Genomic DNA, 24,844 nt, shown 5'->3' with positions numbered 1-24,844 from the left:
TCAAAGACGCAGGTTTCTCGCGTCCTGATTTGAGCTTTATACGCGCAATCGAGACCAACCTTCGTCGACTTTTAACCGCAACGATTCAATTGTACCGTTGTTATCGATATGTATGTCAAGAGGGTTAAATGAAATTCCTGCTTCTGAGGAATGGGAATGAACCTTCTCTGCGGAAGTGCGTGCGATATGCCAGATCGTTCCGTTATGCGAACGAAGGTATTCGGCCTCGTTTTCAAAGCGGATGTCTTTGATGATAAGTACCGTTTTGCCCAGCAGGTTCGGGTGCTTGGAGGGTGGTGTTGTGATTGGGCGTGACGTGACGAGCATTGATCGGGTTTGGTCGTAAGTTGGAAGGTCGCGATCAATGTACGCCCTAATGATCGAGAACATTTCAATTGGGCTGTGACGCCAAAAAGAATCTTTTTGATATCTTTCTGATTCATCCCAAGTCTGTTTATCGCTCAGCCCCCAGAACGCTTTAACAGCAAGCCATATAGCTGCATCAGAATGAGAAAGCTCTTTATATAATTTAGAACTATCTATGGTTGAGGAGGGAGGTTGGTTGAGCTGTCGCTCTGCACGCATCAGCCAGTGGTTTGCTGTATGATCGCGCAGCCATTCCGTTCCAGCTCGCTGGAACATCTGGCGAGGAGACATTGCCCAGTCGGTGATGGTTAGCTCTTTCGCTTCGTCAGACCAGGTTTCGCGGTCGGTCAAGCCGAACAAAGCTTGGCAACCCTCTTTTAATGGATCAGCCAGTGCGTATGCTGCCACTTCTGGATGCTCAAGCAGCATCGCTGCAACGGTGTCTTTGCCGGAGCGAGCTTTGGCTGCTAGGCCGATCATGATTGGCATTTACTGGTGGGCACTCCAATGGTTTAACACGGTATTGTATCATGATATCGTGTTTACATGCAATGATTGGGCCATATAAGATGTGTATGTTTACCTCTGACCAGAAACGAATACAAGATGCAACCTACGCCTATCAAGGCGGGGGGCGCGGCCTGTCGGTCGAGCGCATCGCTGCACTGGAAAATTTCGTACAGGGCGACCTGCGCCCGGACCTGACGCTGGTGTTCGATCTGCCGGTGGACATTGGCCTGGCTCGCGCCTCGGCTCGGGGGCGTCTGGACCGTTTCGAGCAAGAGGGGCGTGCGTTTTTCGACGCCGTACGCAGCACCTACCTCAATCGTGCCGCCGCTGCGCCTGAGCGCTATCGCCTGGTGGATGCCGCGTTGCCGCTGGATCAGGTCCAGGCTTCTCTCGATGCGCTGTTGCCAGACCTGCTGAAACAGCTCGCGGATCGTCAGCATGGCTGAGGCCTACCCTTGGCAGGAAAGCCTCTGGCAGCAATTGGCCGGTCGCACCCAGCACGCGCACGCTTACCTGTTGCATGGCCCGGCCGGGATCGGCAAGCGGGCACTGGCGGAGCGGCTGATGCATTTGCTGTTGTGCCAGCAGCCTCGGGGGCTCGAGGCGTGTGGGGAGTGCAAATCCTGTTTGTTGCTGGCGGCAGGCAGCCATCCTGACAACTATGTGCTTGAGCCGGAGGAAGCCGACAAGGCGATCAAGGTCGATCAGGTGCGCGATCTGGTCAGTTTCGTGGTGCAGACCGCTCAGATGGGCGGTCGCAAAGTGGTGCTGATCGAGCCGGTGGAGTCGATGAACATCAACGCAGCCAACGCCTTGTTGAAGAGCCTTGAGGAGCCGTCAGGCGACACGGTGTTGCTGCTGGTCAGTCACCAGCCGAGTCGTTTGTTGCCGACCATCAAGAGTCGCTGCGTGCAACAGGCCTGTCCCTTGCCAAGCGAAGCGACGAGCGTAGCCTGGCTTGCCAGCGCGTTGCCTGATTGCAGCGAAGAGGAACGCGTTGAACTGCTGACCCTGGCAGCGGGCTCACCTCTGGCAGCCGTGACGCTTCAGACGCAGGGCATTCGTGAGCAGCGTGCGCTGGTGGTCGATGGCGTGAAGAAGCTGCTCAAGGGCCAGCAATCGCCAACGCAGCTGGCCGAAGGCTGGAAGGAAGTCCCGCTGTTGCTGTTGTTCGACTGGTTTTGTGACTGGTCAAATCTGATTCTGCGCTATCAGTTGACCGAGGACGAAAGCGGCCTGGGTCTGGCCGACATGCGCAAGGTCGTGCAGTATCTGGCGCAGAAGTCGCCCCAGCAAAAAGTGCTGGCCATGCAGGACTGGGTTCTGTTGCAGCGTCAGAAAGTCTTGTCCAAGGCCAACCTGAACCGCGTTTTATTACTCGAAGCCTTGTTGGTGCAGTGGGCATCTCTGACCGGACAGGGGTAGACTGGCCGCATGACATCAGCATCTACAGAGGAAGTTGAGATGAGCGTCCCCCTGAGTCCGGGCCCGCGTAACGGCATCCTGTCGCTGACCATCAAGGACAAATCGGTCCTGTACGCCGCGTACATGCCGTTCATCAAGAATGGCGGGCTGTTCATCCCCACCAGCAAAAGCTACAAGCTGGGGGATGAGGTGTTCATGCTGCTAAACCTGATGGACGAGCCGGAAAAGATTCCGGTGGCGGGCAAAGTGACCTGGATCACCCCGAAAGGTGCCCAAGGTAACCGCGCGGCTGGCGTCGGTGTGCAGTTCAACGACGGCGACAACACGGCCCGTAACATGATTGAAAATTATCTGGCCGGTGCTTTGAAGTCCGACCGTCCTACCCACACGATGTAATTCATTGCGATTCCCATGCTTGTAGATTCCCACTGCCACCTCGATCGTCTCGATCTCGCTCAACACGACGGCTCCCTGGATAATGCGCTGGACGCAGCGCGAGGGCGAGGCGTTGGCCATTTTCTGTGTATCGGTGTCAGTGCCGACAACGCTGCCAACGTAAAAGCGCTGGCAGAGCGCTATGACGACGTCGACTGTTCGGTCGGCATCCATCCACTCGACATCAAACCGGGTGAGGAACCTGCGCTGGAGTGGCTGCTTGACGAACTGAACCATCCGCGTGTCGTGGCCATTGGCGAAACGGGGCTGGATTACCACTACGAGCCTGAAGCGGCCGAACTGCAACAGGCGTCATTTCGCCTGCATCTGCAAGCCGCCAACGCCACTGGCAAACCGGTGATCGTCCACACGCGAGGCGCGCGTGCCGACACGTTGGAACTGCTGCGTGAAGCCGCGTTGCCTCAGGCAGGGGTGTTGCACTGTTTCACTGAAGACTGGGACATGGCCAAGGCGGCGTTGGACCTGGGCTTTTACATTTCCCTTTCAGGGATCGTCACGTTCCGCAATGCCGACGCCCTGCGTGATGTCGCGAGCAAAGTGCCCGCCGATCGCTTGCTGGTCGAGACCGACTCGCCGTACCTGGCGCCGATTCCCTATCGCGGCAAACCGAACCTGCCGCAATACGTGCGGGAAGTGGCGGAATTTCTGGCGATGCTGCGAGGGGAGAGTTTTGAGCGTTTCTCGCAGCAGACCACCGAGAACTTCAAGCGCCTGTTTCCGCTGGCCCGGGTCAAGGCTGCCTGAGCGCGCCAAATCGCGGGCAAAAAAAACCCGGGTTCTGGGGGGTGAATCCGGGTTAAGACCATTAGGAGTAAAACAAAGACACGCTATCCATTGGTGCCTTTACCGATGCTGGCACTTGGGGGAGATGCCGCACCGACAGATTCAGTATTGGTCATATTCCACGGGCGTCCAGCACACGGTTGTACGTTTTTTAAACAGTTTTGGAATACCCAGTCTGCTGCTGATACCTCAATGCTTGGCAATCGCGCTGACGATGGCCAATGTCTCCTCGATCACCCGCGATTGCGTATAGAAATGTGGCGAAAAGCGGATGCCTGGCCCCCGTGGCAAACACACCACCTGCTGTTGCATCAACTGCTGCCAGACTTGTGCTGACGGCTTGCCATCCAGACTGAAGGTGAAAATGCCCGATCGCCGTGCCGTTTCTCCGGATGAATGCAACCGCACGCCGGTGATCGTGCTGAGCCCCTGTTCCAGCCATGTCACCCGTTCGATAACGGCTTTTCCGACAGCGTCCATGCCCACTTCCTCCAATAGCGAGAGGCTCGCATCCAGCGCCATGGCGCCGAGGGTGTTGGGGCTGCCGCATTCGAAACGCTGCGCGCTGGCCGCAGGTTGCCACTCGTTGCGCCCGTAATCACCGGAGTGCTCCAGCATGTGCCAGCCGAATTCGTGGAGTTTCAATTGCGGTCGCAGCTCGGCCCGGCAGTAAAACACCCCGAGCCCTTCCGGGCTGCACATCCATTTATGGCCGTCCGCCATCGCGAAGTCGCACTGGCTGGCCTGCACGTCGAAGGGCAGGGCGCCGATGTGTTGAATGGCGTCGATGCAAAACAGCACATGCCGTTGTTTGCAGCCGTGCCCAAGGCGTTCGATGTCCAGTCGTGTTCCTGTAGCGAACTGCACCGAACTGATGGACAGCAAGCGCGTGCGAGGATCGCAAGCGGCGAGCAACGCGCCCTCCGGGTCGTTGCCTTTGAGGCTGACTTGAATCACCTCGACGCCTTGGGGCTTGAGCGCTTCCCAGACGACGCGATTGGAAGGAAATTCCTCATCGCTGATGACCACGTTGTCGCCGCTTTTCCAGTCGAGGCCAAAAGCGACAAATGACAGGGCTTCCGAGGTGTTTTTGACCAGTGCGATGTCATCCGTCGACGGAGCGTTCATCAGGCGGGCCAGTCGTCCGCGAAGGCGTTGCTCGACCTTCATCCAGTCCGGATAGTCCCGCGCGCCCCGTAAAACGTTCTCTTCGGCGAAATTCTGGATGGCGATCGCCGTGCGTTTCGGCCAGGGACCGACGGCTGCATGGTTGAGATAACGCAAATCGGTCGCTTGCGCGAACTCTTCTTGAAACGTGGACATGGTCGGATGATCCGTGCAATTTCCCGCCATTTAGGCATAATGTGCGGCTTCGATTTTGACTCCACAGCCTCTTCCTATGCAGAAAGAACCTCGTAAGGTCCGTGAGTTTCGGCGCCGTGAGCAAGAAATTCTCGATACCGCGTTAAAGCTGTTTCTCGAACAGGGTGAAGACAGTGTCACTGTCGAGATGATTGCTGATGCCGTGGGTATTGGCAAAGGCACGATTTACAAGCATTTCAAGTCGAAGGCGGAGATCTACCTGCGCCTGATGCTCGACTACGAGCGCGATTTGAACGAGTTGCTGCACTCTGCCGACGTCGACAAGGACAAGGAGGCGCTGTCCCGCGCCTACTTCGAATTCCGGATGCGCGATCCGCAGCGTTATCGCCTGTTCGATCGGTTGGAAGAGAAAGTGGTCAAGGGCAATCAGGTGCCCGAGATGGTCGAGCAGTTGCACAAGATCCGTGCCTCCAACTTCGAACACCTGACGCTGCTGATCAAAGGCCGCATCTCCGAGGGCAAGCTCGAAGACGTCCCGCCTTACTTTCATTACTGCGCGGCCTGGGCGCTGGTGCACGGCGCCGTGGCGCTGTATCACTCGCCGTTCTGGAGCAACGTGCTGGAAGATCAGGAAGGCTTTTTCCAGTTCCTGATGGACATCGGCGTGCGCATGGGCAACAAGCGCAAGCGTGACCCCGAAACCGGTCATGACCTCAAGCCTGCCACGACCTGAGGCGAGCTTCCTGACGTGATGTCTCCATGGCAGACGCTGTATCCGGCGTCTGCCATATCTTCCCGACCTTTGCCCGGAATGACGCTTGTCAAAAGTTGATTTATGAGTCAGCTTTTGCGCGCTGCACCACTTTCCGGAGTTTTCCATGATCGTTGATCGCCAGGGCCGACGTTTTCGCAACTTGCGAATCAGTCTGACGTCTGCCTGCAATTACGCGTGTACCTATTGCGTGCCGGATGGCAAGCGGCTAGTGGCTGCGCAGCATGAGTTGTCTGCCGAGGCCATGGCGCGAGGCGTGGAATACCTGATCGAAGCGGCGGGCATCGAGCGGCTGCGCATCACTGGTGGCGAGCCGTTGGTGAGTCCGCGTCTGGAGCATTTCTTGGGGCAAATCGGCCGAATGGGTCTGTCGGACGTCAGTTTGACCACCAATGGCCAGTTACTCGCGCGCAAATTGCCAATCCTGCTCGACGCAGGCATTCGCCGCCTCAACGTCTCACTGGATACTCTCGATCCCGCCGCGTTCCGGGCCATTGCCCGTGGTGGTGATCTGGCCACCGTGCTTGATGGCATGGAGCAGGCGAGGGCGGCGGGCATTGCAATCAAAGTCAACATGGTGCCGCTGCGGGGCAGTAATCTGGATCAAGTCATGCCGTTGCTCGATTACTGCCTTGAGCGGGGTTATGAGCTGCGTTTCATCGAGTTGATGCGCATGGGGCATCTGGCGAGCGATCACAACGGCTTTCTTCAACAGTTCGTCAGTCTTGAACAGTTGCTCGCGCTGATTGGTGAGCGCTATGAGTATCAGCAGGCCGACGCGCCGGTGGATGCCACAGCGGTGCGTTATCGCATTCCCGGCAAGGGACACTTTGGTGTGATCGCCAACGAGAGCGTGCCATTCTGCCGGACATGCTCCCGCCTGCGTCTGTCTTCCACGGGTTGGCTGCACGGATGCCTGTCTTCCAGCAATCGCCATTACGTCGGCGACCTGTTCGACAAACCTCGCCATCACGCTTTGCCTGCGCTGCAACGGCTGTTGATCAAAGCGCTGGGAGACAAACAGTCGCTGGCGTTCTCCGGCGGGGCGACGGTGATGAAGATTATTGGTGGGTGAGCCCGGTTTATCCGAAAGAACGTGGGAGATACCAGTGGGAAATGATGTTGGCCGGACTGCCGCATTCGCCACCGAGCCGGCTCCCACAAAGATCGTACCGAATCCAATTTTGTATTAGATGCTGAACCTGTGGGAGCCGCCTTGGCGGCGAATGCGGCAGTCCGGCCAACATAGAAGCTCCCACCTGTAATGCAACTGCGTGAATTCCTGCTGAGCTGGCGCAAAAGCTGCATTACCCGGCCATTCGCCGGTTTTCCGTCGCCGGATTTTGGAGGAAGTAATGCGTAGCCTGGTTTTACTGCTGACGTTTTTGGCACTGAGCGGCTGCATGCACGTCAGCGATCTGGCACAGGGCGCTCATGATGAGCTCAGTGATGCCGGTCTGCTGGATCACAGCTCGACGCGCCGGATCAACAATTTCCGTCTGCAACCAGACTCCTTCATTTATATCGCGCAAGGCGCCTTCGTGCCGCCAGGCGGAGCATACCCGCGGACAAACGTCGTGGCAGAAGAAGCCTTCAATGGCTTCATCGAATACTTCCCGATGGTGCGTCGCGCCCGTGCAGCGGAAGGGCTGGATGAAGCGATGAACGAGGCCCGCGCGGCGGGAGCGCACTATCTGCTGTACACCCGGTTCGCCCGAGCGGACGACCGGATTGGCAACTTCGATGAGTGGTCGGATCAGGAGGCTGTTGACCGGCTCGGCATCGATAACGGTGTGATTCAGTTGATGCTGATCGAAACCAATACCCGCTATCTCATCGATTCAGCGCGCATTCATATGCGCGGCGGCCTGCTGACGCTGTACAACACCAAGCCTGAAGATTTGCTCGGCCCGCCGATGGAGGATTACGCTCGTAGTCTGTTGGGCGTCGAAGCCCGCTGAGGAGCAGCGTATGAGTGGTCCGGGCAAAGCCAACGATCTATTGGCGCAACTTCCCAAGACCGGCAAGGGTTTGCCACCCGTGCACCTTTGGAACCCTGATTTCTGCGGCGATATCGACATGCGTATCGCCCGTGATGGCACCTGGTTCTATCTGGGGACGCCCATCGGTCGCAAGCCCATGGTGCGTCTGTTTTCCACCATCATTCGCCGGGACGGTGATGATTACTTTCTGATCACGCCGGTCGAGAAGGTTGGCATCACCGTGGACGATGCGCCCTTCGTTGCGGTGTTGCTGGACGTCGAAGGTGAGGGTGAGTCACAGGTTCTGCGTTTCACCACTAACGTCGATGATGTGATCGAGGCAAGCGCCGAGCATCCCCTGCGCGTCAGTGTTGACCCGCAAACCCAAGAGCCCGCGCCTTACGTGCATGTGCGCAGCAACTTGGAAGCGTTGATTCATCGCAATGTCTTCTATCAACTCGTCGAGTTGGTGGTGGTCCGGGAAATGGATGGGCAGCGCTGGCTTGGCGTCTGGAGTCATGGCGAGTTCTTTGCCATCGGTCTTGAGCCTTGACCGAAGCACAGCTGGTTTTCGTCAGCTCATTTGCCTGGCTCTCATCTCGCGGTTAAAGTGCCGCCCCCCGAATTTTCTGAGGTTTTTCCATGGGCCAGTCCTTTGATATCGCCGTAATTGGCGCCACCGGTACCGTTGGCGAAACCATCGTCCAGATCCTCGAAGAGCGCGACTTCCCGGTGGGGGCGTTGCACCTGTTGGCCAGCGCGGAGTCCGCAGGCAGCTCGGTCGCCTACCGCGGCAAGAACGTGCGTGTGCGAGAGGTGGATGCGTTTGATTTCGGCAAAGTCCAGATTGCGTTTTTTGCCGCAGGTCCCGCAGTGACCCGCAGCTTTGCACCTCGCGCGACGGCAACGGGGTGTGCCGTGATCGATCTGTCGGGTGGCTTGCCGGTTGAGCAGGCCCCGAATATCGTTCCCGAAGTGAACGGCGACCTGCTGACCCGCTTGAGTAAGCCCTTCCAGGTAGCGTGCCCCAGTTCGGGAGCGACGGCGCTGGCGATGGTGCTCGGTCCGCTGCGCGGCCTATTGGACGTACAGCGTGTGAGTGTCACGGCGTGTCTGGCCGTTTCCAGTCAGGGGCGTGAGGGCGTGAGCGAACTGGCCCGGCAAACCGCAGAGCTGCTCAATATGCGCCCACTGGAACCTCGTGTGTTTGACCGGCAAATGGCATTCAACGTGCTGGCGCAAGTGGGCGCCCCAGACGCGCAAGGCCATGTGCCACTTGAAAAACGTATGGTCAGCGAGTTGCGCGAGTTGCTGTCGCTGCCTTTAATCAAGGTCGGCGTCAGTTGCATTCAAGTCCCGGTATTCTTCGGCGATAGCCTGAGCGTGTCAGTGCAGACCGCTGCTGCATTCGATCTGGCGGCCATTGCTGCTGCGCTGGATTCGGCCGAAGGCATCGATCTGGTCGACGCGGGAGATTATCCGACGCCAGTGGGCGATGCGGTCGGTCAGGACGCGGTCTATGTAGGACGTTTACGCGGGGGAATCGACGACGCCTGCGAACTCAATTTCTGGGTGACATCGGACAATGCGCGCAAGGGCGCGGCGCTCAACGCGGTGCAGGTCGCTGAATTGTTGATAAAAGATGTTGCGTAAAAGATACTTGCCAACAATTCAAAGAATCATTCTAGCTGTGGCGTGTCGAAACGCCCTACGCCCTAGCAGGCTTTATCTTCTCGGTCGCCGGGGAAATTTTAAACAAGGGATGGGCTATGGTTCAGGTTCGTAAACTGGTTTTAGCAATCGCAGCAGCTTCGGCGTTGTCATCGGGGATGGCACATGCGCTCGGCCTCGGTGGTTTGACCGTCAAGTCGAGCCTGAATCAGCCACTGCTGGCTGAAATCGAACTCACGCAGGTGCAGGACCTGAATTCCGCGCAGGTGGTGCCGAGTCTGGCGACGTCCGCCGAGTTCGCGCAGGCAGGCGTCGGTCGCATGGCGATTCTCGACGATCTGGTCTTCACGCCGGTGGTCAATCCCGGTGGCAAGAGCGTGCTGCGTATCACCTCGACCAAGCCCATCCGTGACCCTTACGTGAAGTTTCTTGTGCAAGTGCTTTGGCCGAACGGCCGTGCGCTGCGTGAATACAGCCTGCTGCTCGACCCGCCAAAAGCTTCGCCTCAGGCCGCTGCTGCCGCCACTGCGCAATTGCCGTCCACGGCTCCTGCTTTGGCGCCTGCACAAGCGCCTGCCGCGCAAACGCCGCCACCGGCCGCTCCCGCCCCTGTTCCCGCAGCGCCCGCGGAGCCGAAGTACACTCAATACACCACCGCCAACAACGACACGTTGTGGGAAATAGCTGAGCGGGTGCGCAATGGCGGTACGGTTCAGCAGACCATGCTGGCGATTCAAGCACTCAACCCTGACGCGTTCATTGCGGGCAATATCAATCGCTTGAAGAAGGGGCAGGTCCTGCGCCTTCCCACGCCGCAAGAAGCGACTGCCACGCCCCAGCCCCGTGCGCTTGCTGAGGTCGCAGAACAGAATCGCGCCTGGCGCGACGGCCGTCGTTTGCCGGCCGGAGCGCGTCAGGTCGACGCCACCCGTCGCGAGCGGGCGGGTGCCGCACCTTCCCAGATCGAAGCGAAAGACAACCTGAGCCTCGTCGCGGCGAATGCCAAGCCAGGCGCCAAAGGCGCGGCGGGCGACGCAGATCTTGCCAATAAACTGGCCGTGGCCCAGGAAAGCCTCGACAGCACCCGTCGTGATAACGCCGAGCTGAAAAGCCGCATGGGCGATCTGCAGAGTCAACTCGACAAACTGCAACGTCTGATCGAGCTGAAGAACGATCAACTGGCGAAGATGCAGGCTGCCGGTGCAGCTGTGCCACCACCAGCAGGCGATGCCAACGGCACCGTCAGCCCGAACAGCGCGACCAACCCGAACAATGCCGCCAACCCGATGTCGGCACAGATCGTTCCGCCAGCGCCTGACAGCGCGGGCAAGCCGCCAAATGAAATTGCGCCGGAAGACGCATTGCCGGTCGAAGGCGCCAACGTGACCGGAGCGACGCCGGATCAGCCACTGGCCGTACAGCCTGACGCAGCGAAACCGGACAATCAGAGCGCGCTGGACAAGATTCTCGCCAGCCCGATGCTATTGGGGCTGATTGGCGGTGCGGCCGTTCTGGTTCTGCTGTTGCTGGTATTGCTGCTGGTCCGTCGCCGTAACGCGATCCTCGAAGCCGAAAGACACCGGCAAATGGCGCGTGCACTGTCGGAAGAGTCTGATTTCGCCGCTGACATGAACATGCCCGAAAGCAGTTTCGAGGGTCTGGAGGTTCCTCCTCCTGCGGTAAAGCCGGCACCGCTGGCGGCCGTCATCATTGAGCCGACCCGCGAACGTCCGACCGATGTATTGGTGCAGGCTGAAATTCACATTGCTTATGGCCGTACGAATCAGGCAGCAGCACTGCTGGAAGAGGCCATCAAAGAAGAGCCGCAGCGTCCTGAGCTGCGCCTCAAGCTGATGGAAATCTACGCCCAGCAAGACAACAAGGACGGTTTCGTTGCTCAGGAGCGTCAACTGATTGCCACGGGCAAGAATCACGCTGAAGTCGAACAACTGAAGGCGCGTTACCCCTCCATGGCCGCGGCGGCTGCTGCAGCTGCGGGTGTGGCGGCGGCTGCGGCGCTGGCGGCAGAAATGGACGCCAGATACGTCGAGGATCTGCTGACCGACAAGAGTGAGCCTGAGGTGGCGCACGCACCTGAGCCTTTCGTTGAGCCTGAACCGGCTGCGGAACCTGTTGCAGCAGTGCCGGATGACTTCGATACCGCATTCGACCTGAGCCTGGACGATCTGGAAGCGGCGTCTCCTGCTGAAGTAAGAGATCACAGCGCGCCGGTCGCCGATGCAGGGCTTGATGATCTGGATCTCGATGCGCCGTTCGGCGGTTCTACGCCGGATGACCTGGACTTCGATGCCATTTTGCGTGAGCACACCGAATCTCAGCCGGCGGCGCCCGACAATCTGGAAGATTTCGATCTGAATCTGGCCGAGGACGAACCTGCCCTCAAGGCAGAAGATGATGCGTTGCTGGGCATGAAGGACGAACTGGGCGAGCTGCCGCCTTTCGAAGATACTGCAGATCTGGGTGCAAGCACGTCGGGGCTGGATGACGAGCTTGAACTGCCTGCCGATTTCGACCTGTCGCTGGCCGATGAAATGGAGAGCGACCCGGCATCCAAGGCATTCGCCTCTGAAATCGATGACGTCAATGCCGAGCTGGAGCGTCTGTCGCAAAGTCTGGAACAGCCACCGATCGCCAAGCCGTTCGATGACGCGGCCTTTGGTGAAGACGATGCGCTGTTGGCGGATGACAACGAGCCGGAATTCGACTTCCTGTCGGGCACCGACGAGGCTGCGACCAAGCTGGACCTGGCGCGGGCCTACATCGAAATGGGTGACGCCGACGGCGCCCGCGACATTCTCGATGAGGTGGTGGCCGAAGGTGATGACGGCCAGAAAAGCGAGGCGCGGGAGATGTTGTCGCGTCTGGCTTGATCCGCTCCTTGTGACTTGGAAAACGACCGCTTCGGCGGTCGTTTTCGTTGGTGTGTTCATGCGCGGCGTGCAGTATTGCACCTGGCGGGCGCAGAGTTCCGGCCGTTCCGCAGCGTGCTGACCACTGCCAATGGCGTCTTTTCCCGTCATCCGTATAATGGCCGCCCTTGCGCGCATCCACAGGCTTTAAGCAGTTGGCAATCATGAACACCGAGGCAGAGACAGCGGCCGCCGAAATGGCCGCCGAAGGTTTTTTCAGAATCGCACTGGGCGTGGAGTACAAAGGCTCCCGTTACAGCGGTTGGCAGCGCCAGTCTACGGGTGTGCTGACTGTTCAGGAGACTCTCGAAAACGCTCTGTCGAAAGTGGCCGACTCACCGGTTTCGCTGATGTGCGCCGGGCGTACCGACGCGGGTGTGCATGCCTGTGGACAAGTGGTCCATTTCGACACCCAGGCCGTGCGCAGCATGAAAGCCTGGACCATGGGCGCCAATATCAATTTGCCTCACGACGTCAGCGTGACCTGGGCCCAGGAGATGCCCGCGCACTTTCACGCCCGCTTCAAGGCTATCGCCCGTCGCTACCGTTACGTGATCTACAACGATCAGATTCGCCCTGCCCACTTGGGGCAGGAAATCACCTGGAATCATCGGCCGCTGGACGTCGAGCGCATGGCGCTGGCCGCGGAATATCTGGTAGGCACACATGATTTCAGCGCGTTTCGTGCCGGGCAGTGCCAGGCGAAATCGCCGATCAAGCAGATCCATCACCTGCGCGTGACTCGTCACGGCAAAATGATTGTCATCGACATTCGCGCCAACGCCTTTCTGCATCATATGGTGCGTAATATCGCGGGCGTGCTGATGACCATCGGCGCCGGAGAGCGACCGATCGAATGGGCCAGTGAAGTGCTCGAAAGTCGCGTCCGGCGCACGGGAGGCGTCACCGCCCATCCGTTTGGCCTGTATCTGGTGCAGGTGGAGTACCGCGACGAATTCCCGCTGCCGGAGCGTTATATCGGGCCGCATTTTCTTACGGGCTTCTCAGAACTTGGCGGCTGACGCCCGAAGTTGCATTTGCTAACATCCGGGACTTTCGCAAGGCTTGAGGTATTCACGACATGTCAGCCGTTCGCAGCAAGATCTGCGGGATTACCTGCATAGAAGATGCGTTGGCTGCTGTCGAGGCAGGAGCCGACGCCATCGGTTTCGTTTTTTACCCCGAGAGTCCACGGGCCGTGACCGCGGAGCAGGCGCGGGCCATCATCGCTCAGTTGCCGCCGTTCGTGAGCACTGTCGGCCTGTTCGTCAATGCCGAGCGTGAAGCGCTGAAAGCATTGCTCGATACCGTGCCGTTGGACCTGATCCAGTTTCATGGCGATGAAACCCCGGAGCAATGCGAGGGCTATCATCGCCCATGGATCAAGGCGCTGCGTGTGCAGGCCGGTGATGACATCGCGGCCAGTTGTGACCTTTACAACAAGGCCAGCGGCATTTTGCTCGACACCTATGTTGCAGGGGTGCCCGGCGGCACGGGCGAAACTTTCGACTGGGCACTGATTCCAAAGCAGCTCAGCAAGCCGATCATTCTTGCGGGAGGGCTGACGTCGGCCAACGTGGCGCAGGCCATCGCTCAGGTGCGGCCGTATGCGGTGGACGTCAGTGGCGGGGTAGAGCGGGCCAAGGGCCTCAAGGATCACGACAAGATTCGCGCCTTCATGAGTGCAGTCCACGGGACATAAGCGTTTTTTGCAGCCGGATGGGCCGTCGATGTGACGGCAGACAAGCGGTCGCCGTCCACTAGCCTGCGGCTACGGAATTACGGCAGGTAGACCGCCAAAATTGAACAGGCGAAGACGTATGAACGTCTCGCTGCAGGACACGCGCGGTATCGGCAGAGCAGCGTTGCAGCAGGTCAGGCGCTGGCGTCGATCGTTGCAGGGCTTCTGCGATGCCGCACATGAATTGGGTTTAAGGGCATGCGCATGGCAATCTTGGCCATTGCGTTCACGCCACCGGTACTGGAGAGAGAAAGCATGAGCAACTGGTTGGTAGACAAACTGATCCCTTCGATCATGCGTTCCGAGGTCAAGAAAAGCTCGGTACCTGAAGGCTTGTGGCACAAGTGCCCGTCCTGTGAGGCGGTGCTGTATCGTCCGGAGCTGGAAAAGACCCTGGACGTCTGCCCGAAGTGTAATCACCACATGCGCATCGATGCGCGTGCGCGGCTGGACATCTTCTTGGATGCCGAAGGCCGTCAGGAAATCGGCGCTGATCTGGAGCCGGTTGACCGCCTGAAATTCCGCGACAGCAAGAAATACAAGGATCGTCTGACCGCTGCCCAGAAGCAGACGGGCGAAAAAGACGCCCTGATTTCCATGAGCGGCACCCTGCTGGGCATGCCGGTCGTGTGCAGTGCCTTCGAATTCTCCTTCATGGGCGGTTCGATGGGGGCCATCGTAGGTGAGCGATTCGTACAGGCTGCCAACTACGCGCTGGAGAAACGCTGCCCGATGGTCTGCTTCGCCGCTTCCGGTGGCGCGCGGATGCAGGAAGCCCTGATTTCCCTGATGCAGATGGCCAAGACCTCGGCGGTACTGGCGCGTCTGCGTGAAGAAGGTCTGCCGTTCATCTCCGTTCTGACCGATCCGGTCTACGGGGGGGTTTCGGCCAGTCTGGCCATGTTGGGTGACGTGATCGTTGCTGAGCCTAAAGCGCTGGTCGGCTTTGCCGGTCCTCGCGTGATCGAACAAACCGTTCGTGAAAAGCTGCCGGAAGGCTTCCAGCGCAGCGAATTTCTGCTGGATCATGGCGCCATCGACATGATCATCCCTCGCGGCGAGTTGCGTCCGCGTCTGGGTAACCTGCTGGCCCAGATGATGAACCTGCCGACGCCGAAATTCGTTGCGCCGAAACTTGAACCGGTCGTGGTTCCACCGGCTCCGGCGAACGTATGACCTCACGCTCTCTGAGCGACTGGCTCAGCTACCTGGAGCAACTGCATCCTTCCGCCATCGACATGGGGCTGGACCGATCGCGCCAGGTTGCCCTGCAACTGGGGCTGAATCGTCCGGCGCCCCGCGTCATTACAGTAACCGGCACCAACGGCAAGGGCTCGACCTGTGCGTTTCTGGCTTCGTTGCTGCAAGTGCAGGGCCTCAAGGTCGGCGTTTACAGTTCGCCGCATCTTGTACGTTACAACGAGCGGGTGCAGTTGCAGGGCGTGGAGGCCACGGACGAACAGTTGTGCGCAGCCTTTGAAGTGGTCGAGAAGGCGCGCGGCGACATTTCCTTGACCTACTTCGAAATGGGCACTCTTGCGGCATTCTGGTTGTTCGAGCAGGCGGCGCTGGATGCTGTCGTGCTGGAAGTCGGGTTGGGCGGGCGTCTGGACGCGGTAAACCTGATCGACGCCGACATGGCGCTGGTCACCAGCATTGGCGTCGATCACGCCGAGTGGCTGGGCAATACCCGTGAATCCGTAGCGTTTGAAAAGGCCGGTATTTTTCGTGAAGGGCGTCCTGCTCTTTGTGGTGATCTCGATCCCCCGCAGTCGTTGCTGGATCAGGCGCAGGCCCTGAACTGCCCGCTGTCTTTGCGCGGTCGCGACTTTGACGTGTCTGTCGGTGCAGCGGGCTGGAACTGGTTCGGTACCGATGGCAATGGTCAGCGGGTTGAATTGCACGATCTGCCGCTTCTTGATCTGCCGATGCAGAACGCAGCGCTGGCGCTCCAGGCGTTTTTGCTGTCAGGGCTGCCATGGCAGGCGTCATCGGTTCGCGCTGCGTTGGCAAGCGCTCGTGTGACGGGGCGGCTGGATCGTCGAACGTTCGAATGGCAAGGCAAGGCACTGCACCTGCTGCTCGACGTCGGTCACAACCCTCACGCTGCGGTCTTCCTGGCTGAGCGTCTGAGTCAACGCCCTGTGGTGGGCAAGCGTCTGGCCGTGTTCGGCTTGCTCAGCGACAAGGACCTTGACGGTGTGCTGACTGAGCTGACCGGCTGCTTCGATCAGTGGGCGGTGACACCGTTGCCAACGTCGCGCAGTCGCTCGGCGCAGGAAATTGCGGGCGCGTTGCAGAACCTTGGCGCCACGGTAGCGTCCTACTCCAGCGTCGCGCAGGCCCTTGAGGCGCAATGCGCGCAGGCAACAACGGACGACGAGATCGTCCTGTTCGGGTCTTTTTATTGCGTCGCCGAGGCCCTGGAATGGCTGGCAGACGCGTCACGGAGGAAGTGACACATGGCTTTGCTGGATAGGGCGTACAAGCAGCGCATGGTAGGTGCTTTGGTGCTGATCGCCATTGCGGTGATTTTCCTGCCCATGTTGTTTTCGCGTCAGGATGAGGCTCGCCATGTGCAGGTGGATGCACCGGCTGCCCCGCAGGCGCCTGCCGTTGCGCCGGTCAAGGTCGAGCCGGTCGCGGTGCCTGAGCAGCAACCGCTGCCACAGGAGCCGGTGCCGTCCGACGAAGAGATCACCCAGCCTGTCCAGCCGCCTGCGAGCCAGCAACCGCCATCGATGCCGATCGCACCCGCGCCTGCCCCGGCTAAACCTGCGACCGCAGCACCACAGATGAAAACCACTCCGGTTCCGCTGCCGCCCAAACCTGCGGCTCCTGCGCCCGCACCTGCTGCCCCGGCCGCATCGCCAGCGCCTTTGGCTGCTGACACCAATCGGGTCGATGCCAATGGTTTGTCGATCACCTGGGCCGTGCAAGTGGCCAGCCTGTCCAACCGGGCCAACGCCGATAACCTGCAGAAAGCCTTGCGTACTCAGGGCTACAACGCCTACATCCGCACGGCCGACGGTGTGAATCGCGTATTCGTCGGGCCATTGATCGAGCGTGCAGAAGCGGACCGTCTGCGTGACCAGCTCAACAAGCAGCAGAAGCTCAACGGCATCGTGGTGCGTTTCCAGCCGGAGCGTAAGTAGCCTGATTCCTCTCGCGCTGCGCGTCGTTTTGACGCGCAGCGCGTTACGATCCTCGTAGCGGTCCGGCTTGGCGGCGGCAGCGATTTCAAGGGCGTCACCGTCGGCAAGCCGGACTGCTACAAGGGAATCGGCGCTCAGGGCAACGAATCTTGGCCAAAGTCCAATAGTTGGCGTTAATTGCCGACTACCCTCAATCCCCGCTTACCGCCGCGCGAGCGCTCTGCTAAAATGCGCCGCCTCATCAGTCTGTAGGCTGCAACGTGTCATTTACTCCGGTTGACTGGGCGATCATTGCGATTGTCGCCATCTCCGCTTTGATCAGTCTCAAGCGCGGCTTCGTCAAGGAAGCGCTGTCCTTGCTGACCTGGATCATCGCAGGTGTCGTGGCCTGGATGTTTGGCGGTTCGCTGGCCCAGTATCTGGTCAATTACATCGAAACACCTTCGGCGCGCGTGATTGCGGGCTGCACCATTCTTTTCGTCGCCACGCTGCTGGTTGGCGCCATGGTCAACTTTCTTATCGGGGAACTGATTCGCGTTACCGGGCTGTCCGGGACCGATCGTTTTCTGGGTATGGTCTTCGGGGCTGCACGCGGAGGCCTGCTGGTCGTCGTTGCGGTAGGGCTGTTGAGCCTGGGCCCGGTACAACAGGATCAATGGTGGCAGCAGTCCAGACTGCTGCCACAGTTTGTGATGGTCGCTGACTGGTCGAAAAACCTGATTCTCGGGATGTCCAGCAAGTGGCTAGCCAGCGGGGTCAGCGTACCTGTTGATATCCCGTTCAAGGATCACCTCCTGCCGTCGGTAACGCCGCAGGATGTGATCGGTAAATCCAGTTCCACTAAGTAGGGGTTGTGTCGCATGTGTGGCATCGTCGGTATCGTCGGCAAGTCGAACGTCAATCAGGCGCTGTATGACGCGCTCACCGTCCTCCAGCACCGCGGCCAGGACGCTGCCGGTATCGTGACCAGCCATGATGGCCGGTTGTTCCTGCGTAAGGACAACGGTCTGGTCCGTGACGTCTTCCAGCAGCGCCATATGCAGCGCCTGGTCGGTCACATGGGCATCGGTCACGTACGTTATCCAACAGCGGGCAGCTCGACTTCGGCCGAAGCCCAGCCGTTCTACGTCAACTCGCCTTACGGCATCACGCTGGCGCACAACGGCAACCTGACCAACGTCGAGCAACTGGCCAAGGAGATTTACGAATCTGACCTGCGCCACGTCAACACCAACTCCGATTCGGAAGTGTTGCTCAACGTCTTCGCTCACGAGCTGGCCGTTCGCGGCAAGCTGCAACCGACCGAAGAAGACATCTTCGCGGCCGTGACCGACGTGCACAACCGTTGCCGTGGTGGCTACGCCGTAGTGGCGATGATCACCGGCTACGGTATCGTCGGTTTCCGTGACCCGGATGCCATTCGCCCGATCGTCTTCGGTCAGCGTCACACCGACGAAGGTGTCGAATACATGATCGCCTCGGAAAGCGTGTCTCTGGACGTGCTTGGCTTCACCCTGATTCGCGACCTCGCGCCGGGCGAAGCGGTGTACATCACCGAAGACGGCAAGCTGCACACCCGTCAATGCGCGGCCAACCCGAAATACGCACCGTGCATCTTCGAACACGTTTACCTGGCGCGCCCGGATTCGATCATCGACGGCATTTCTGTCTACAAGGCGCGTCTGCGCATGGGTGAAAAGCTGGCCGACAAGATCCGCCGCGAGCGCCCGGACCACGACATCGATGTGGTCATTCCGATTCCCGACACCAGCCGCACTGCCGCGCTGGAGCTGGCGAACCATCTGGGCGTCAAGTTCCGCGAAGGCTTCGTGAAGAACCGCTACATTGGCCGGACCTTCATCATGCCGGGGCAGGCCGCGCGGAAAAAATCCGTGCGCCAGAAGCTCAACGCCATCGAGCTGGAATTCCGTGGCAAGAACGTGATGCTGGTGGACGACTCCATCGTGCGCGGTACCACCTGCAAGCAGATCATCCAGATGGCCCGCGAAGCCGGTGCCAAAAACGTGTATTTCTGCTCCGCAGCCCCGGCCGTACGCTTCCCTAACGTCTACGGCATCGACATGCCGAGTGCTCACGAGCTGATCGCTCACAACCGTACCACTCAGGACGTGGCCGACCTCATCGGTGCCGACTGGCTGGTTTATCAGGACCTTACCGACCTGATCGAAGCGGTCAGCGGCAGCAAGAAGATCAAGATCGATAACTTCGATTGCTCGGTCTTCGACGGCAAGTACGTGACCGGTGACATCGACGAGCATTACCTGAACAAGATCGAGCAGGCGCGTAATGACGCCTCCAAGGCCAAGAATCAGGCAGTCAGTGCGATCATCGATCTGTACAACAACTAATTCAGACACGTTATCGAAAGGAGCAGCGGCATGACTCAGCAATGGGATGCCGGTCGACTGGACAGCGATCTGGACGGCGTGGGTTTCGATACCCTCGCCGTGCGGGCTGGTCAGCACCGTACGCCGGAGAGCGAACACAGCGATCCACTGTTTTTTACATCCAGCTACGTGTTCCGCACGGCTGCCGATGCGGCCGCCACGTTTGCCGGTGAGCAGCCAGGCAACGTCTATTCGCGTTATACCAACCCGACCGTGCATTCGTTCGAAGAACGCATTGCTGCGCTGGAAGGCGGCGAGCAGGCCGTGGCTACGTCTACCGGGATGTCGGCGATTCTGGCGACCGTCATGAGCCTGTGCAGTGCAGGCGATCATGTGCTGGTGTCCAAAAGCGTGTTCGGCTCGACCATCAGCCTGTTCGAGAAGTACTTCAAGCGTTTTGGTGTGCAGGTGGATTATGTTCCGCTGGCCGACTTGTCCGGCTGGGATGCGGCCATCAAACCCAACACCAAATTGCTGTTCGTCGAGTCGCCGTCCAACCCGCTGGCTGAATTGGTCGATATCGCTGCGCTGGCTGAAATCGCGCATGCCAAGGGCGCGATGCTGGTGGTCGACAACTGCTTCTGCACCCCTGCGTTGCAACAACCGCTGCGTCTGGGCGCTGATGTGGTTGTGCACTCGGCCACCAAGTTCATCGACGGTCAAGGCCGTGCGATGGGGGGCGTGGTCGTCGGGCGCAGCGAGCAGATGAAAGAAGTCGTGGGCTTTTTGCGCACTGCGGGTCCGAGCCTGAGTCCGTTCAACGCCTGGCTGTTTCTCAAGGGGCTCGAAACCCTGAAGATCCGCATGCGTGCTCACTGCGAAAACGCTCTGGAGCTGGCGCAGTGGCTGGAACAGCAAGACGGTATCGAGAAAGTGCATTACGCCGGTCTCGAAAGCCATCCGCAGCACGAACTGGCCAAGCGTCAGCAGAAGGCGTTCGGTGCCGTGGTGAGCTTTGAGGTGAAGGGCGGCAAAGAGGGCGCCTGGCGCTTTATCGACGCGACTCGCCTGATTTCGATCACCGCCAACCTGGGCGACACCAAGACCACGATCACGCACCCTAGCACCACGTCTCACGGTCGTTTGTCGCCGCAGGAACGTGAAGCTGCCGGTATCCGTGACAGCCTGATCCGGATCGCTGTCGGTCTGGAAGATGTGGCTGACCTCAAGGCTGATCTAGCGCGTGGTCTGGCTGCGTTGTGAGTGATGCCGTGAGTGAGTTGACGATGGACGCCGCCCGTGAACACAACGGGCGTGTAGCGCTGGTCACCGGAGCTGCGCGAGGAATCGGTCTGGGCATCGCTGCCTGGCTGATTACCGAAGGCTGGCAGGTCGTGTTGACCGACGTGGATCGCAATCGTGGCGAGATCGTCGTCGGTGTGCTGGGCGAAAACGCGTCGTTCATTGCGATGGACGTTGCCAATGAAGAACAGGTGGCTGCGGGCGTTGCCGAGATTCTTGGCATGTTCGGACGTCTGGATGCATTGGTGTGCAACGCGGCTGTCGCCGATCCACGCAATACTGTGCTGGAAAGCCTCGGGCTGGCGCACTGGAATCGTGTGCTGGCGGTGAACCTGACGGGGCCCATGCTTCTCGCCAAGCACTGTGCGCCGTACCTGCGCGCCCATGGCGGCAGTATCGTCAACCTGAGTTCGACCCGTGCGCGCCAGTCCGAGCCTGACACGGAGGCCTATGCGGCCAGCAAGGGCGGTCTGTTGGCACTCACTCACGCATTGGCCATGAGCCTCGGTCCCCAAGTGCGGGTCAATGCGGTCAGCCCTGGCTGGATCGATGCGCGTGATCCGTCGCAGCGTCGCGCCGAGCCTTTGTCCGACGCCGATCATGCGCAGCATCCGGCGGGCAGGGTGGGGACGGTCGAGGATGTGGCGGCGACCGTTGCGTGGTTGCTGTCGAAGAACTCCGGTTTCGTCACCGGGCAGGAGTTCGTGGTCGACGGCGGCATGAGCAAGAAGATGATTTACGTGGAATAAACACCTGTCGTCGGTCATGCGTTCCCTGTGAGCCGGCTTGCTGACGAATGCGCTGGGCCAGTCAACCTACCTGTCACTGACACACCGCATTCGTCAGCAAGCCGGCTCCCACAACTAAGCGTGTCCGACCGCAGATGCCGATGTATGCAGATGAAACGCAAGAGCGAACCGGGTGTTCGCTTTTTTTGCTTTTGGCTTGCTGCTCAAAACGGCTTTTTTAAAAAAACTTCAAGCGGGCTATTGACTTAGGTTCGGCACCTGCGTAAATTTCGCGGCCTCAGCGAAGCAAAGGGTGATTAGCTCAGCCGGGAGAGCATCTGCCTTACAAGCAGAGGGTCGGCGGTTCGATCCCGTCATCACCCACCATCGTTGAGAAGCTGAAAAGCTTGTTGCAAGACGCTGAAGGTTACTGAGATTCAGCAGGACAAAAAAGTCCACCACTGCGCAGCGGTAGTTCAGTCGGTTAGAATACCGGCCTGTCACGCCGGGGGTCGCGGGTTCGAGTCCCGTCCGCTGCGCCATATTTTACGAATCGGATGTTTCCGGTTCGAGACTGAAAAGCGACAGCTTTTAGTCAGAGTCAAAAGAAACAGGCAGTCGAAGCCGGTTTCAATGAGTTAAACAGACGCAAGTCTGTGCGACACGCAGCGGTAGTTCAGTCGGTTAGAATACCGGCCTGTCACGCCGGGGGTCGCGGGTTCGAGTCCCGTCCGCTGCGCCATACATAGTTTCAAGGCCCTTGAACTCCTTGAAACGACAAAGGAAGCGACCTAAGGGTCGCTTTTTTTATGCCTGACTTTCAGGCCGCCTCGTGCTTTAGGCCGGGGGGAATCCGTCGATACCGCCAACTGCCGTCATTTGGGCCTTCCACCGTGAATGTGGTCGAGGTGCTGCACGGCAGCACGATAAATGCCATCATTGGCGGCTTGTTTGACGCTGCGCTGATATCGACTTTGGAGAGCTGGACCATGGGCATGAACCAAACCATCACTGTGATCCCACCGGGTGTACCGTTGACGGGGCATGTCTCACCACCAGGCTCGAAGTCGATCACCAACCGCGCGCTGCTGCTGGCTGCGCTGGCCAAGGGCACCAGCCATCTGCGAGGTGCGCTGAAGAGCGATGACACCCGTCACATGTCCAACGCTTTGCGGCAGATGGGCGTGACCATCGACGAGCCGGATGACACCAGCTTCGTCGTCACCGGCACCGGCAGCCTGCAAATCCCTGACGGTCCGCTGTTTCTGGGCAATGCGGGCACGGCGGTGCGCTTCCTGACAGCGGCTGTCGCGACCGTGAATGGCAAGGTGACGTTGGACGGCGATCACTACATGCAAAAGCGTCCCATCGGCCCGCTGCTTGAATCGTTGCGCAAGGGCGGCCTGAGCGCGGAAAGCGCCACCGGTTGTCCGCCGGTGACCATTAAGGGCACGGGGGCGATCAAGGCGACCCGTTTTGAAATCGATGGCGGCTTGTCCAGTCAGTACGTTTCGGCGCTATTGATGGTCGCAGCCTGTGGCGCAGCACCGATTGAAGTGGCGCTGACTGGCAAGGAAATCGGCGCTCGCGGCTACATCGACTTGACCCTCGCCTGCATGCGCGCCTTTGGTGCCGAGGTTGAAGTGGTCAACGAAGCACTGTGGCGTGTTTCGCCGACGGGCTATACCGCCTGTGACTACCAGATCGAGCCTGACGCGTCAGCGGCGACCTACCTGTGGGCGGCTGAGGCCCTGACCGGCGGCAAGATCGATCTGGGCGTGGCCGCTGAAGCTTTCACACAGCCGGACGCCAAGGCACAAGAGATGATCGCGCAATTTCCTCGCATGCAGGCCGTGATCAATGGTTCGCAGATGCAGGATGCGATTCCGACCCTGGCCGTGCTGGCCGCTTTCAACGAGACGCCGGTGCGTTTCGTCGACCTGGCCAACCTGCGCGTCAAGGAATGCGACCGCGTGCAGGCCCTGTATGACGGCCTGAATCAAGTGCGCCCGGGGTTGGCGACGGTGGAAGGCGACGACCTACTGGTGGCCGCAGATCCTGGCTTGGCAGGCACGGTCAGCACAGGTTTGATCAACACCCATTCCGACCACCGGATTGCAATGTGTTTCGCGTTGGCGGGTCTGAAGGTGTCCGGCGTGCGTATTCAGGACCCTGAGTGTGTGGCCAAGACCTACCCGGGTTACTGGCGTGCACTGGAGTTCCTTGGCGTGCGCCTGGAGCGTGGCGAGGTCTGATGCTCTACTGCGTAATGCGTCGGTGAAAAGCGCGATGTATCCACATGGTTGCAAACTGCGCGTTGATCCGGCGCAACGCTTGTTGCAGACTTACCGGCGTTTTCTCCGGTCCACTGTTCTGTCGACCTTTTTCCCCGGGATGTTTGATGTCTAGATTACTGAGCTTTCGTACCGCATGCTGGGTATTCGCCCTGCTGGCTGCCGCAGGCTGCTCGTCAAAAAAGCAGGCTGTCTACGAACATGAAAACTTCGACGATGCCGGGACTTTCTCACGCAACTACCCCGTGTCGGATGCTGCGACGTGCGAGGCAGGGCGTCGTGCGCTGCTGAGTCAGGGCTACATCATCACCAGCAGTGATCCGAAGATGATCGCCGGTCATAAAAGCTTCCAGCAGACCGGTGAGACCCACATGGAGATCAGCTTCAACGTGGTCTGTGCGGCGGATGGCGCTGCTGATGGCAAAGCCACCATGTTTGCCAACGCCTTGCAGGATCGTTATGCGCTGAAGAAGGTTAACAACTCGGCGAGTCTGGGGGTGGGGGTATTGGGTTCGGTGTCTATGCCGATCGGCTCGACCGATGACTCTATGGTCAAGGTGGCCAGTGAGACCGTGGCGTCGCCCAAGTTCTATGACCGTTTCTTCGCGCTGGTGGAAAACTTCCTTCCGCCTGAAGTGAAGAAGGCCGCGCACATTGAAGAGAAGCCTAAAACCGATCTGGGCATGCCTGAGCCGGTGCCGGGCAAGGCAGCTGCGCAGACCGAGCAGAAACCGGCCGAAGCGCCTGCCTCTGCACCGGCTGCGTTGGCGACCCCTGCGACGACGCCGACCGCGGCCACCGAGCAGAGCAGCGAGCCGATGCCAGCGCCTGCGGAGCCTGAGCCGGTGAAGGTTGAGACGCCTGCTGAACCTGCGCCTGCAACCCCGGCGGTAACGCCTGCTCCTGCCGCAGAAACTGCCCCGGAGACAACTCCGGCGCAGTAGTTGGGACGTTCGCTATCCGCTTCTGCCCGTAGCGCGTAGGAGCGTCGCTTGCCCGCGATCTGGCGCGAAGCGGCAGCGAAACCGGCAAACGCGGTAGGCCTGAAACACCGCGTT

21 protein-coding genes, 3 tRNA genes and 2 pseudogenes are annotated in these 24,844 nt (G+C 59.6%); 24 read left to right on the top strand and 2 right to left on the bottom strand.

Annotated elements, in window-relative coordinates; translation table 11 throughout:
* Window positions 1–36: 36 nt before the first annotated feature.
* On the bottom strand, window positions 37–855 hold the full coding sequence (locus tag ACI5GA_RS08375) for a deoxynucleotide monophosphate kinase (RefSeq protein ID WP_421422496.1): 819 nt from the start codon (window positions 853–855) through the stop codon (window positions 37–39).
* 107 nt (window positions 856–962) lie between these two features.
* Here ACI5GA_RS08375 and ACI5GA_RS08370 point away from each other — a divergent pair.
* The 4 genes and pseudogenes from ACI5GA_RS08370 to ACI5GA_RS08355 all read left to right on the top strand — a co-directional run.
* Window positions 963–1,322: pseudogene (locus ACI5GA_RS08370) on the top strand (dTMP kinase); the annotation flags it as partial.
* Window positions 1,315–2,301 (top strand): DNA polymerase III subunit delta', encoded by a 987-nt coding sequence (locus tag ACI5GA_RS08365; protein WP_404640463.1) that lies wholly within the window; start codon window positions 1,315–1,317, stop codon window positions 2,299–2,301. The pseudogene ACI5GA_RS08370 and the gene ACI5GA_RS08365, both read left to right, overlap by 8 nt.
* Before the next feature lie 39 nt (window positions 2,302–2,340).
* A complete protein-coding gene (locus ACI5GA_RS08360) occupies window positions 2,341–2,697 on the top strand; it encodes a PilZ domain-containing protein (RefSeq protein WP_037011754.1) in 357 nt (118 codons plus the stop codon).
* Between the two features lie 15 nt (window positions 2,698–2,712).
* Entirely contained in the window at window positions 2,713–3,501 is a 789-nt protein-coding gene (locus tag ACI5GA_RS08355) for a TatD family hydrolase (RefSeq protein ID WP_404640465.1), read from the top strand.
* 228 nt (window positions 3,502–3,729) lie between these two features.
* Here the strand turns inward: ACI5GA_RS08355 and ACI5GA_RS08350 are convergent, their stop codons facing one another.
* Complete coding sequence (locus ACI5GA_RS08350; RefSeq protein WP_421422494.1) at window positions 3,730–4,863, bottom strand: aminotransferase class V-fold PLP-dependent enzyme; 1,134 nt, start codon at window positions 4,861–4,863, stop codon at window positions 3,730–3,732.
* Window positions 4,864–4,939: 76 nt separating this feature from the next.
* Between ACI5GA_RS08350 and ACI5GA_RS08345 the strand changes: the two genes are divergently transcribed.
* The 20 genes and pseudogenes from ACI5GA_RS08345 to ACI5GA_RS08250 all read left to right on the top strand — a co-directional run bounded on the left by ACI5GA_RS08345 (window position 4,940) and on the right by ACI5GA_RS08250 (window position 24,730).
* Window positions 4,940–5,596, top strand: a complete 657-nt coding sequence (locus ACI5GA_RS08345) for a TetR/AcrR family transcriptional regulator (protein WP_404640469.1) — start codon at window positions 4,940–4,942, stop codon at window positions 5,594–5,596.
* A gap of 145 nt (window positions 5,597–5,741) precedes the next feature.
* The gene (locus ACI5GA_RS08340) at window positions 5,742–6,710 is read left to right on the top strand and encodes a GTP 3',8-cyclase MoaA (protein WP_421422493.1); all 969 of its coding nucleotides are present in this window, start codon (window positions 5,742–5,744) and stop codon (window positions 6,708–6,710) included.
* A 280-nt stretch (window positions 6,711–6,990) separates the two neighbouring features.
* Entirely contained in the window at window positions 6,991–7,596 is a 606-nt protein-coding gene (locus ACI5GA_RS08335) for a DUF4823 domain-containing protein (RefSeq protein WP_404640473.1), read from the top strand.
* A gap of 10 nt (window positions 7,597–7,606) precedes the next feature.
* The gene (locus ACI5GA_RS08330; RefSeq protein WP_421422492.1) at window positions 7,607–8,170 is read left to right on the top strand and encodes a DUF1285 domain-containing protein; all 564 of its coding nucleotides are present in this window, start codon (window positions 7,607–7,609) and stop codon (window positions 8,168–8,170) included.
* Between the two features lie 89 nt (window positions 8,171–8,259).
* Window positions 8,260–9,270: an aspartate-semialdehyde dehydrogenase gene (locus ACI5GA_RS08325; RefSeq protein ID WP_421422491.1), complete on the top strand. Its 1,011-nt coding sequence runs from the start codon at window positions 8,260–8,262 to the stop codon at window positions 9,268–9,270.
* A gap of 116 nt (window positions 9,271–9,386) precedes the next feature.
* Window positions 9,387–12,179, top strand: a complete 2,793-nt coding sequence (locus ACI5GA_RS08320) for a FimV/HubP family polar landmark protein (protein ID WP_421422490.1) — start codon at window positions 9,387–9,389, stop codon at window positions 12,177–12,179.
* 236 nt (window positions 12,180–12,415) lie between these two features.
* Window positions 12,416–13,240 (top strand): tRNA pseudouridine(38-40) synthase TruA, encoded by an 825-nt coding sequence (gene truA / locus ACI5GA_RS08315; protein WP_404640488.1) that lies wholly within the window; start codon window positions 12,416–12,418, stop codon window positions 13,238–13,240.
* A gap of 59 nt (window positions 13,241–13,299) precedes the next feature.
* A complete protein-coding gene (locus ACI5GA_RS08310) occupies window positions 13,300–13,920 on the top strand; it encodes a phosphoribosylanthranilate isomerase (RefSeq protein ID WP_421422489.1) in 621 nt (206 codons plus the stop codon).
* Between the two features lie 294 nt (window positions 13,921–14,214).
* On the top strand, window positions 14,215–15,135 hold the full coding sequence (gene accD / locus ACI5GA_RS08305) for an acetyl-CoA carboxylase, carboxyltransferase subunit beta (RefSeq protein WP_404640480.1): 921 nt from the start codon (window positions 14,215–14,217) through the stop codon (window positions 15,133–15,135).
* Window positions 15,132–16,438: pseudogene (folC, locus tag ACI5GA_RS08300) on the top strand (bifunctional tetrahydrofolate synthase/dihydrofolate synthase). Before accD ends, folC begins: the two are co-directional and overlap by 4 nt.
* Window positions 16,422–17,114: an SPOR domain-containing protein gene (locus tag ACI5GA_RS08295; RefSeq protein ID WP_404640481.1), complete on the top strand. Its 693-nt coding sequence runs from the start codon at window positions 16,422–16,424 to the stop codon at window positions 17,112–17,114. Before folC ends, ACI5GA_RS08295 begins: the two are co-directional and overlap by 17 nt.
* 260 nt (window positions 17,115–17,374) lie before the next feature.
* Window positions 17,375–17,962, top strand: coding sequence for a CvpA family protein (locus ACI5GA_RS08290; RefSeq protein WP_404640482.1), 588 nt, complete (start codon window positions 17,375–17,377; stop codon window positions 17,960–17,962).
* Between the two features lie 12 nt (window positions 17,963–17,974).
* On the top strand, window positions 17,975–19,483 hold the full coding sequence (gene purF, locus ACI5GA_RS08285; protein WP_404640483.1) for an amidophosphoribosyltransferase: 1,509 nt from the start codon (window positions 17,975–17,977) through the stop codon (window positions 19,481–19,483).
* Window positions 19,484–19,513: 30 nt separating this feature from the next.
* Window positions 19,514–20,725, top strand: a complete 1,212-nt coding sequence (locus ACI5GA_RS08280) for an O-succinylhomoserine sulfhydrylase (RefSeq protein WP_421422488.1) — start codon at window positions 19,514–19,516, stop codon at window positions 20,723–20,725.
* Window positions 20,726–20,748: 23 nt separating this feature from the next.
* The gene (locus ACI5GA_RS08275; RefSeq protein WP_404640489.1) at window positions 20,749–21,513 is read left to right on the top strand and encodes an SDR family oxidoreductase; all 765 of its coding nucleotides are present in this window, start codon (window positions 20,749–20,751) and stop codon (window positions 21,511–21,513) included.
* A 290-nt stretch (window positions 21,514–21,803) separates the two neighbouring features.
* A tRNA-Val gene (locus ACI5GA_RS08270) sits at window positions 21,804–21,879 on the top strand.
* A 78-nt stretch (window positions 21,880–21,957) separates the two neighbouring features.
* Window positions 21,958–22,034, top strand: a tRNA-Asp gene (locus ACI5GA_RS08265).
* 123 nt (window positions 22,035–22,157) lie between these two features.
* Window positions 22,158–22,234 (top strand) — tRNA-Asp (locus tag ACI5GA_RS08260).
* A 247-nt stretch (window positions 22,235–22,481) separates the two neighbouring features.
* Complete coding sequence (gene aroA, locus ACI5GA_RS08255; protein WP_421422487.1) at window positions 22,482–23,747, top strand: 3-phosphoshikimate 1-carboxyvinyltransferase; 1,266 nt, start codon at window positions 22,482–22,484, stop codon at window positions 23,745–23,747.
* A gap of 146 nt (window positions 23,748–23,893) precedes the next feature.
* Window positions 23,894–24,730 (top strand): DUF2242 domain-containing protein, encoded by an 837-nt coding sequence (locus tag ACI5GA_RS08250; RefSeq protein ID WP_421422486.1) that lies wholly within the window; start codon window positions 23,894–23,896, stop codon window positions 24,728–24,730.
* Window positions 24,731–24,844 lie beyond the last annotated feature (114 nt).

Origin of the sequence: Pseudomonas sp. Pseu.R1, from assembly GCF_045764065.1 — a bacterium.
Taxonomy (GTDB): domain Bacteria; phylum Pseudomonadota; class Gammaproteobacteria; order Pseudomonadales; family Pseudomonadaceae; genus Aquipseudomonas.
This window is presented reverse-complemented; position numbering and strand designations above follow the sequence as displayed.

Coding starts and splice junctions, on each gene's coding strand:
- ACI5GA_RS08375 (WP_421422496.1), bottom strand. CDS start 855: ATGCCAATCATGATCGGCCTAGCAGCCAAAGCTCGCTCCGGCAAAGAC.
- ACI5GA_RS08365 (WP_404640463.1), top strand. CDS start 1,315: ATGGCTGAGGCCTACCCTTGGCAGGAAAGCCTCTGGCAGCAATTGGCC.
- ACI5GA_RS08360 (WP_037011754.1), top strand. CDS start 2,341: ATGAGCGTCCCCCTGAGTCCGGGCCCGCGTAACGGCATCCTGTCGCTG.
- ACI5GA_RS08355 (WP_404640465.1), top strand. CDS start 2,713: ATGCTTGTAGATTCCCACTGCCACCTCGATCGTCTCGATCTCGCTCAA.
- ACI5GA_RS08350 (WP_421422494.1), bottom strand. CDS start 4,863: ATGTCCACGTTTCAAGAAGAGTTCGCGCAAGCGACCGATTTGCGTTAT.
- ACI5GA_RS08345 (WP_404640469.1), top strand. CDS start 4,940: ATGCAGAAAGAACCTCGTAAGGTCCGTGAGTTTCGGCGCCGTGAGCAA.
- ACI5GA_RS08340 (WP_421422493.1), top strand. CDS start 5,742: ATGATCGTTGATCGCCAGGGCCGACGTTTTCGCAACTTGCGAATCAGT.
- ACI5GA_RS08335 (WP_404640473.1), top strand. CDS start 6,991: ATGCGTAGCCTGGTTTTACTGCTGACGTTTTTGGCACTGAGCGGCTGC.
- ACI5GA_RS08330 (WP_421422492.1), top strand. CDS start 7,607: ATGAGTGGTCCGGGCAAAGCCAACGATCTATTGGCGCAACTTCCCAAG.
- ACI5GA_RS08325 (WP_421422491.1), top strand. CDS start 8,260: ATGGGCCAGTCCTTTGATATCGCCGTAATTGGCGCCACCGGTACCGTT.
- ACI5GA_RS08320 (WP_421422490.1), top strand. CDS start 9,387: ATGGTTCAGGTTCGTAAACTGGTTTTAGCAATCGCAGCAGCTTCGGCG.
- truA (WP_404640488.1), top strand. CDS start 12,416: ATGGCCGCCGAAGGTTTTTTCAGAATCGCACTGGGCGTGGAGTACAAA.
- ACI5GA_RS08310 (WP_421422489.1), top strand. CDS start 13,300: ATGTCAGCCGTTCGCAGCAAGATCTGCGGGATTACCTGCATAGAAGAT.
- accD (WP_404640480.1), top strand. CDS start 14,215: ATGAGCAACTGGTTGGTAGACAAACTGATCCCTTCGATCATGCGTTCC.
- ACI5GA_RS08295 (WP_404640481.1), top strand. CDS start 16,422: ATGGCTTTGCTGGATAGGGCGTACAAGCAGCGCATGGTAGGTGCTTTG.
- purF (WP_404640483.1), top strand. CDS start 17,975: ATGTGTGGCATCGTCGGTATCGTCGGCAAGTCGAACGTCAATCAGGCG.
- ACI5GA_RS08280 (WP_421422488.1), top strand. CDS start 19,514: ATGACTCAGCAATGGGATGCCGGTCGACTGGACAGCGATCTGGACGGC.
- ACI5GA_RS08275 (WP_404640489.1), top strand. CDS start 20,749: ATGGACGCCGCCCGTGAACACAACGGGCGTGTAGCGCTGGTCACCGGA.
- aroA (WP_421422487.1), top strand. CDS start 22,482: ATGGGCATGAACCAAACCATCACTGTGATCCCACCGGGTGTACCGTTG.
- ACI5GA_RS08250 (WP_421422486.1), top strand. CDS start 23,894: ATGTCTAGATTACTGAGCTTTCGTACCGCATGCTGGGTATTCGCCCTG.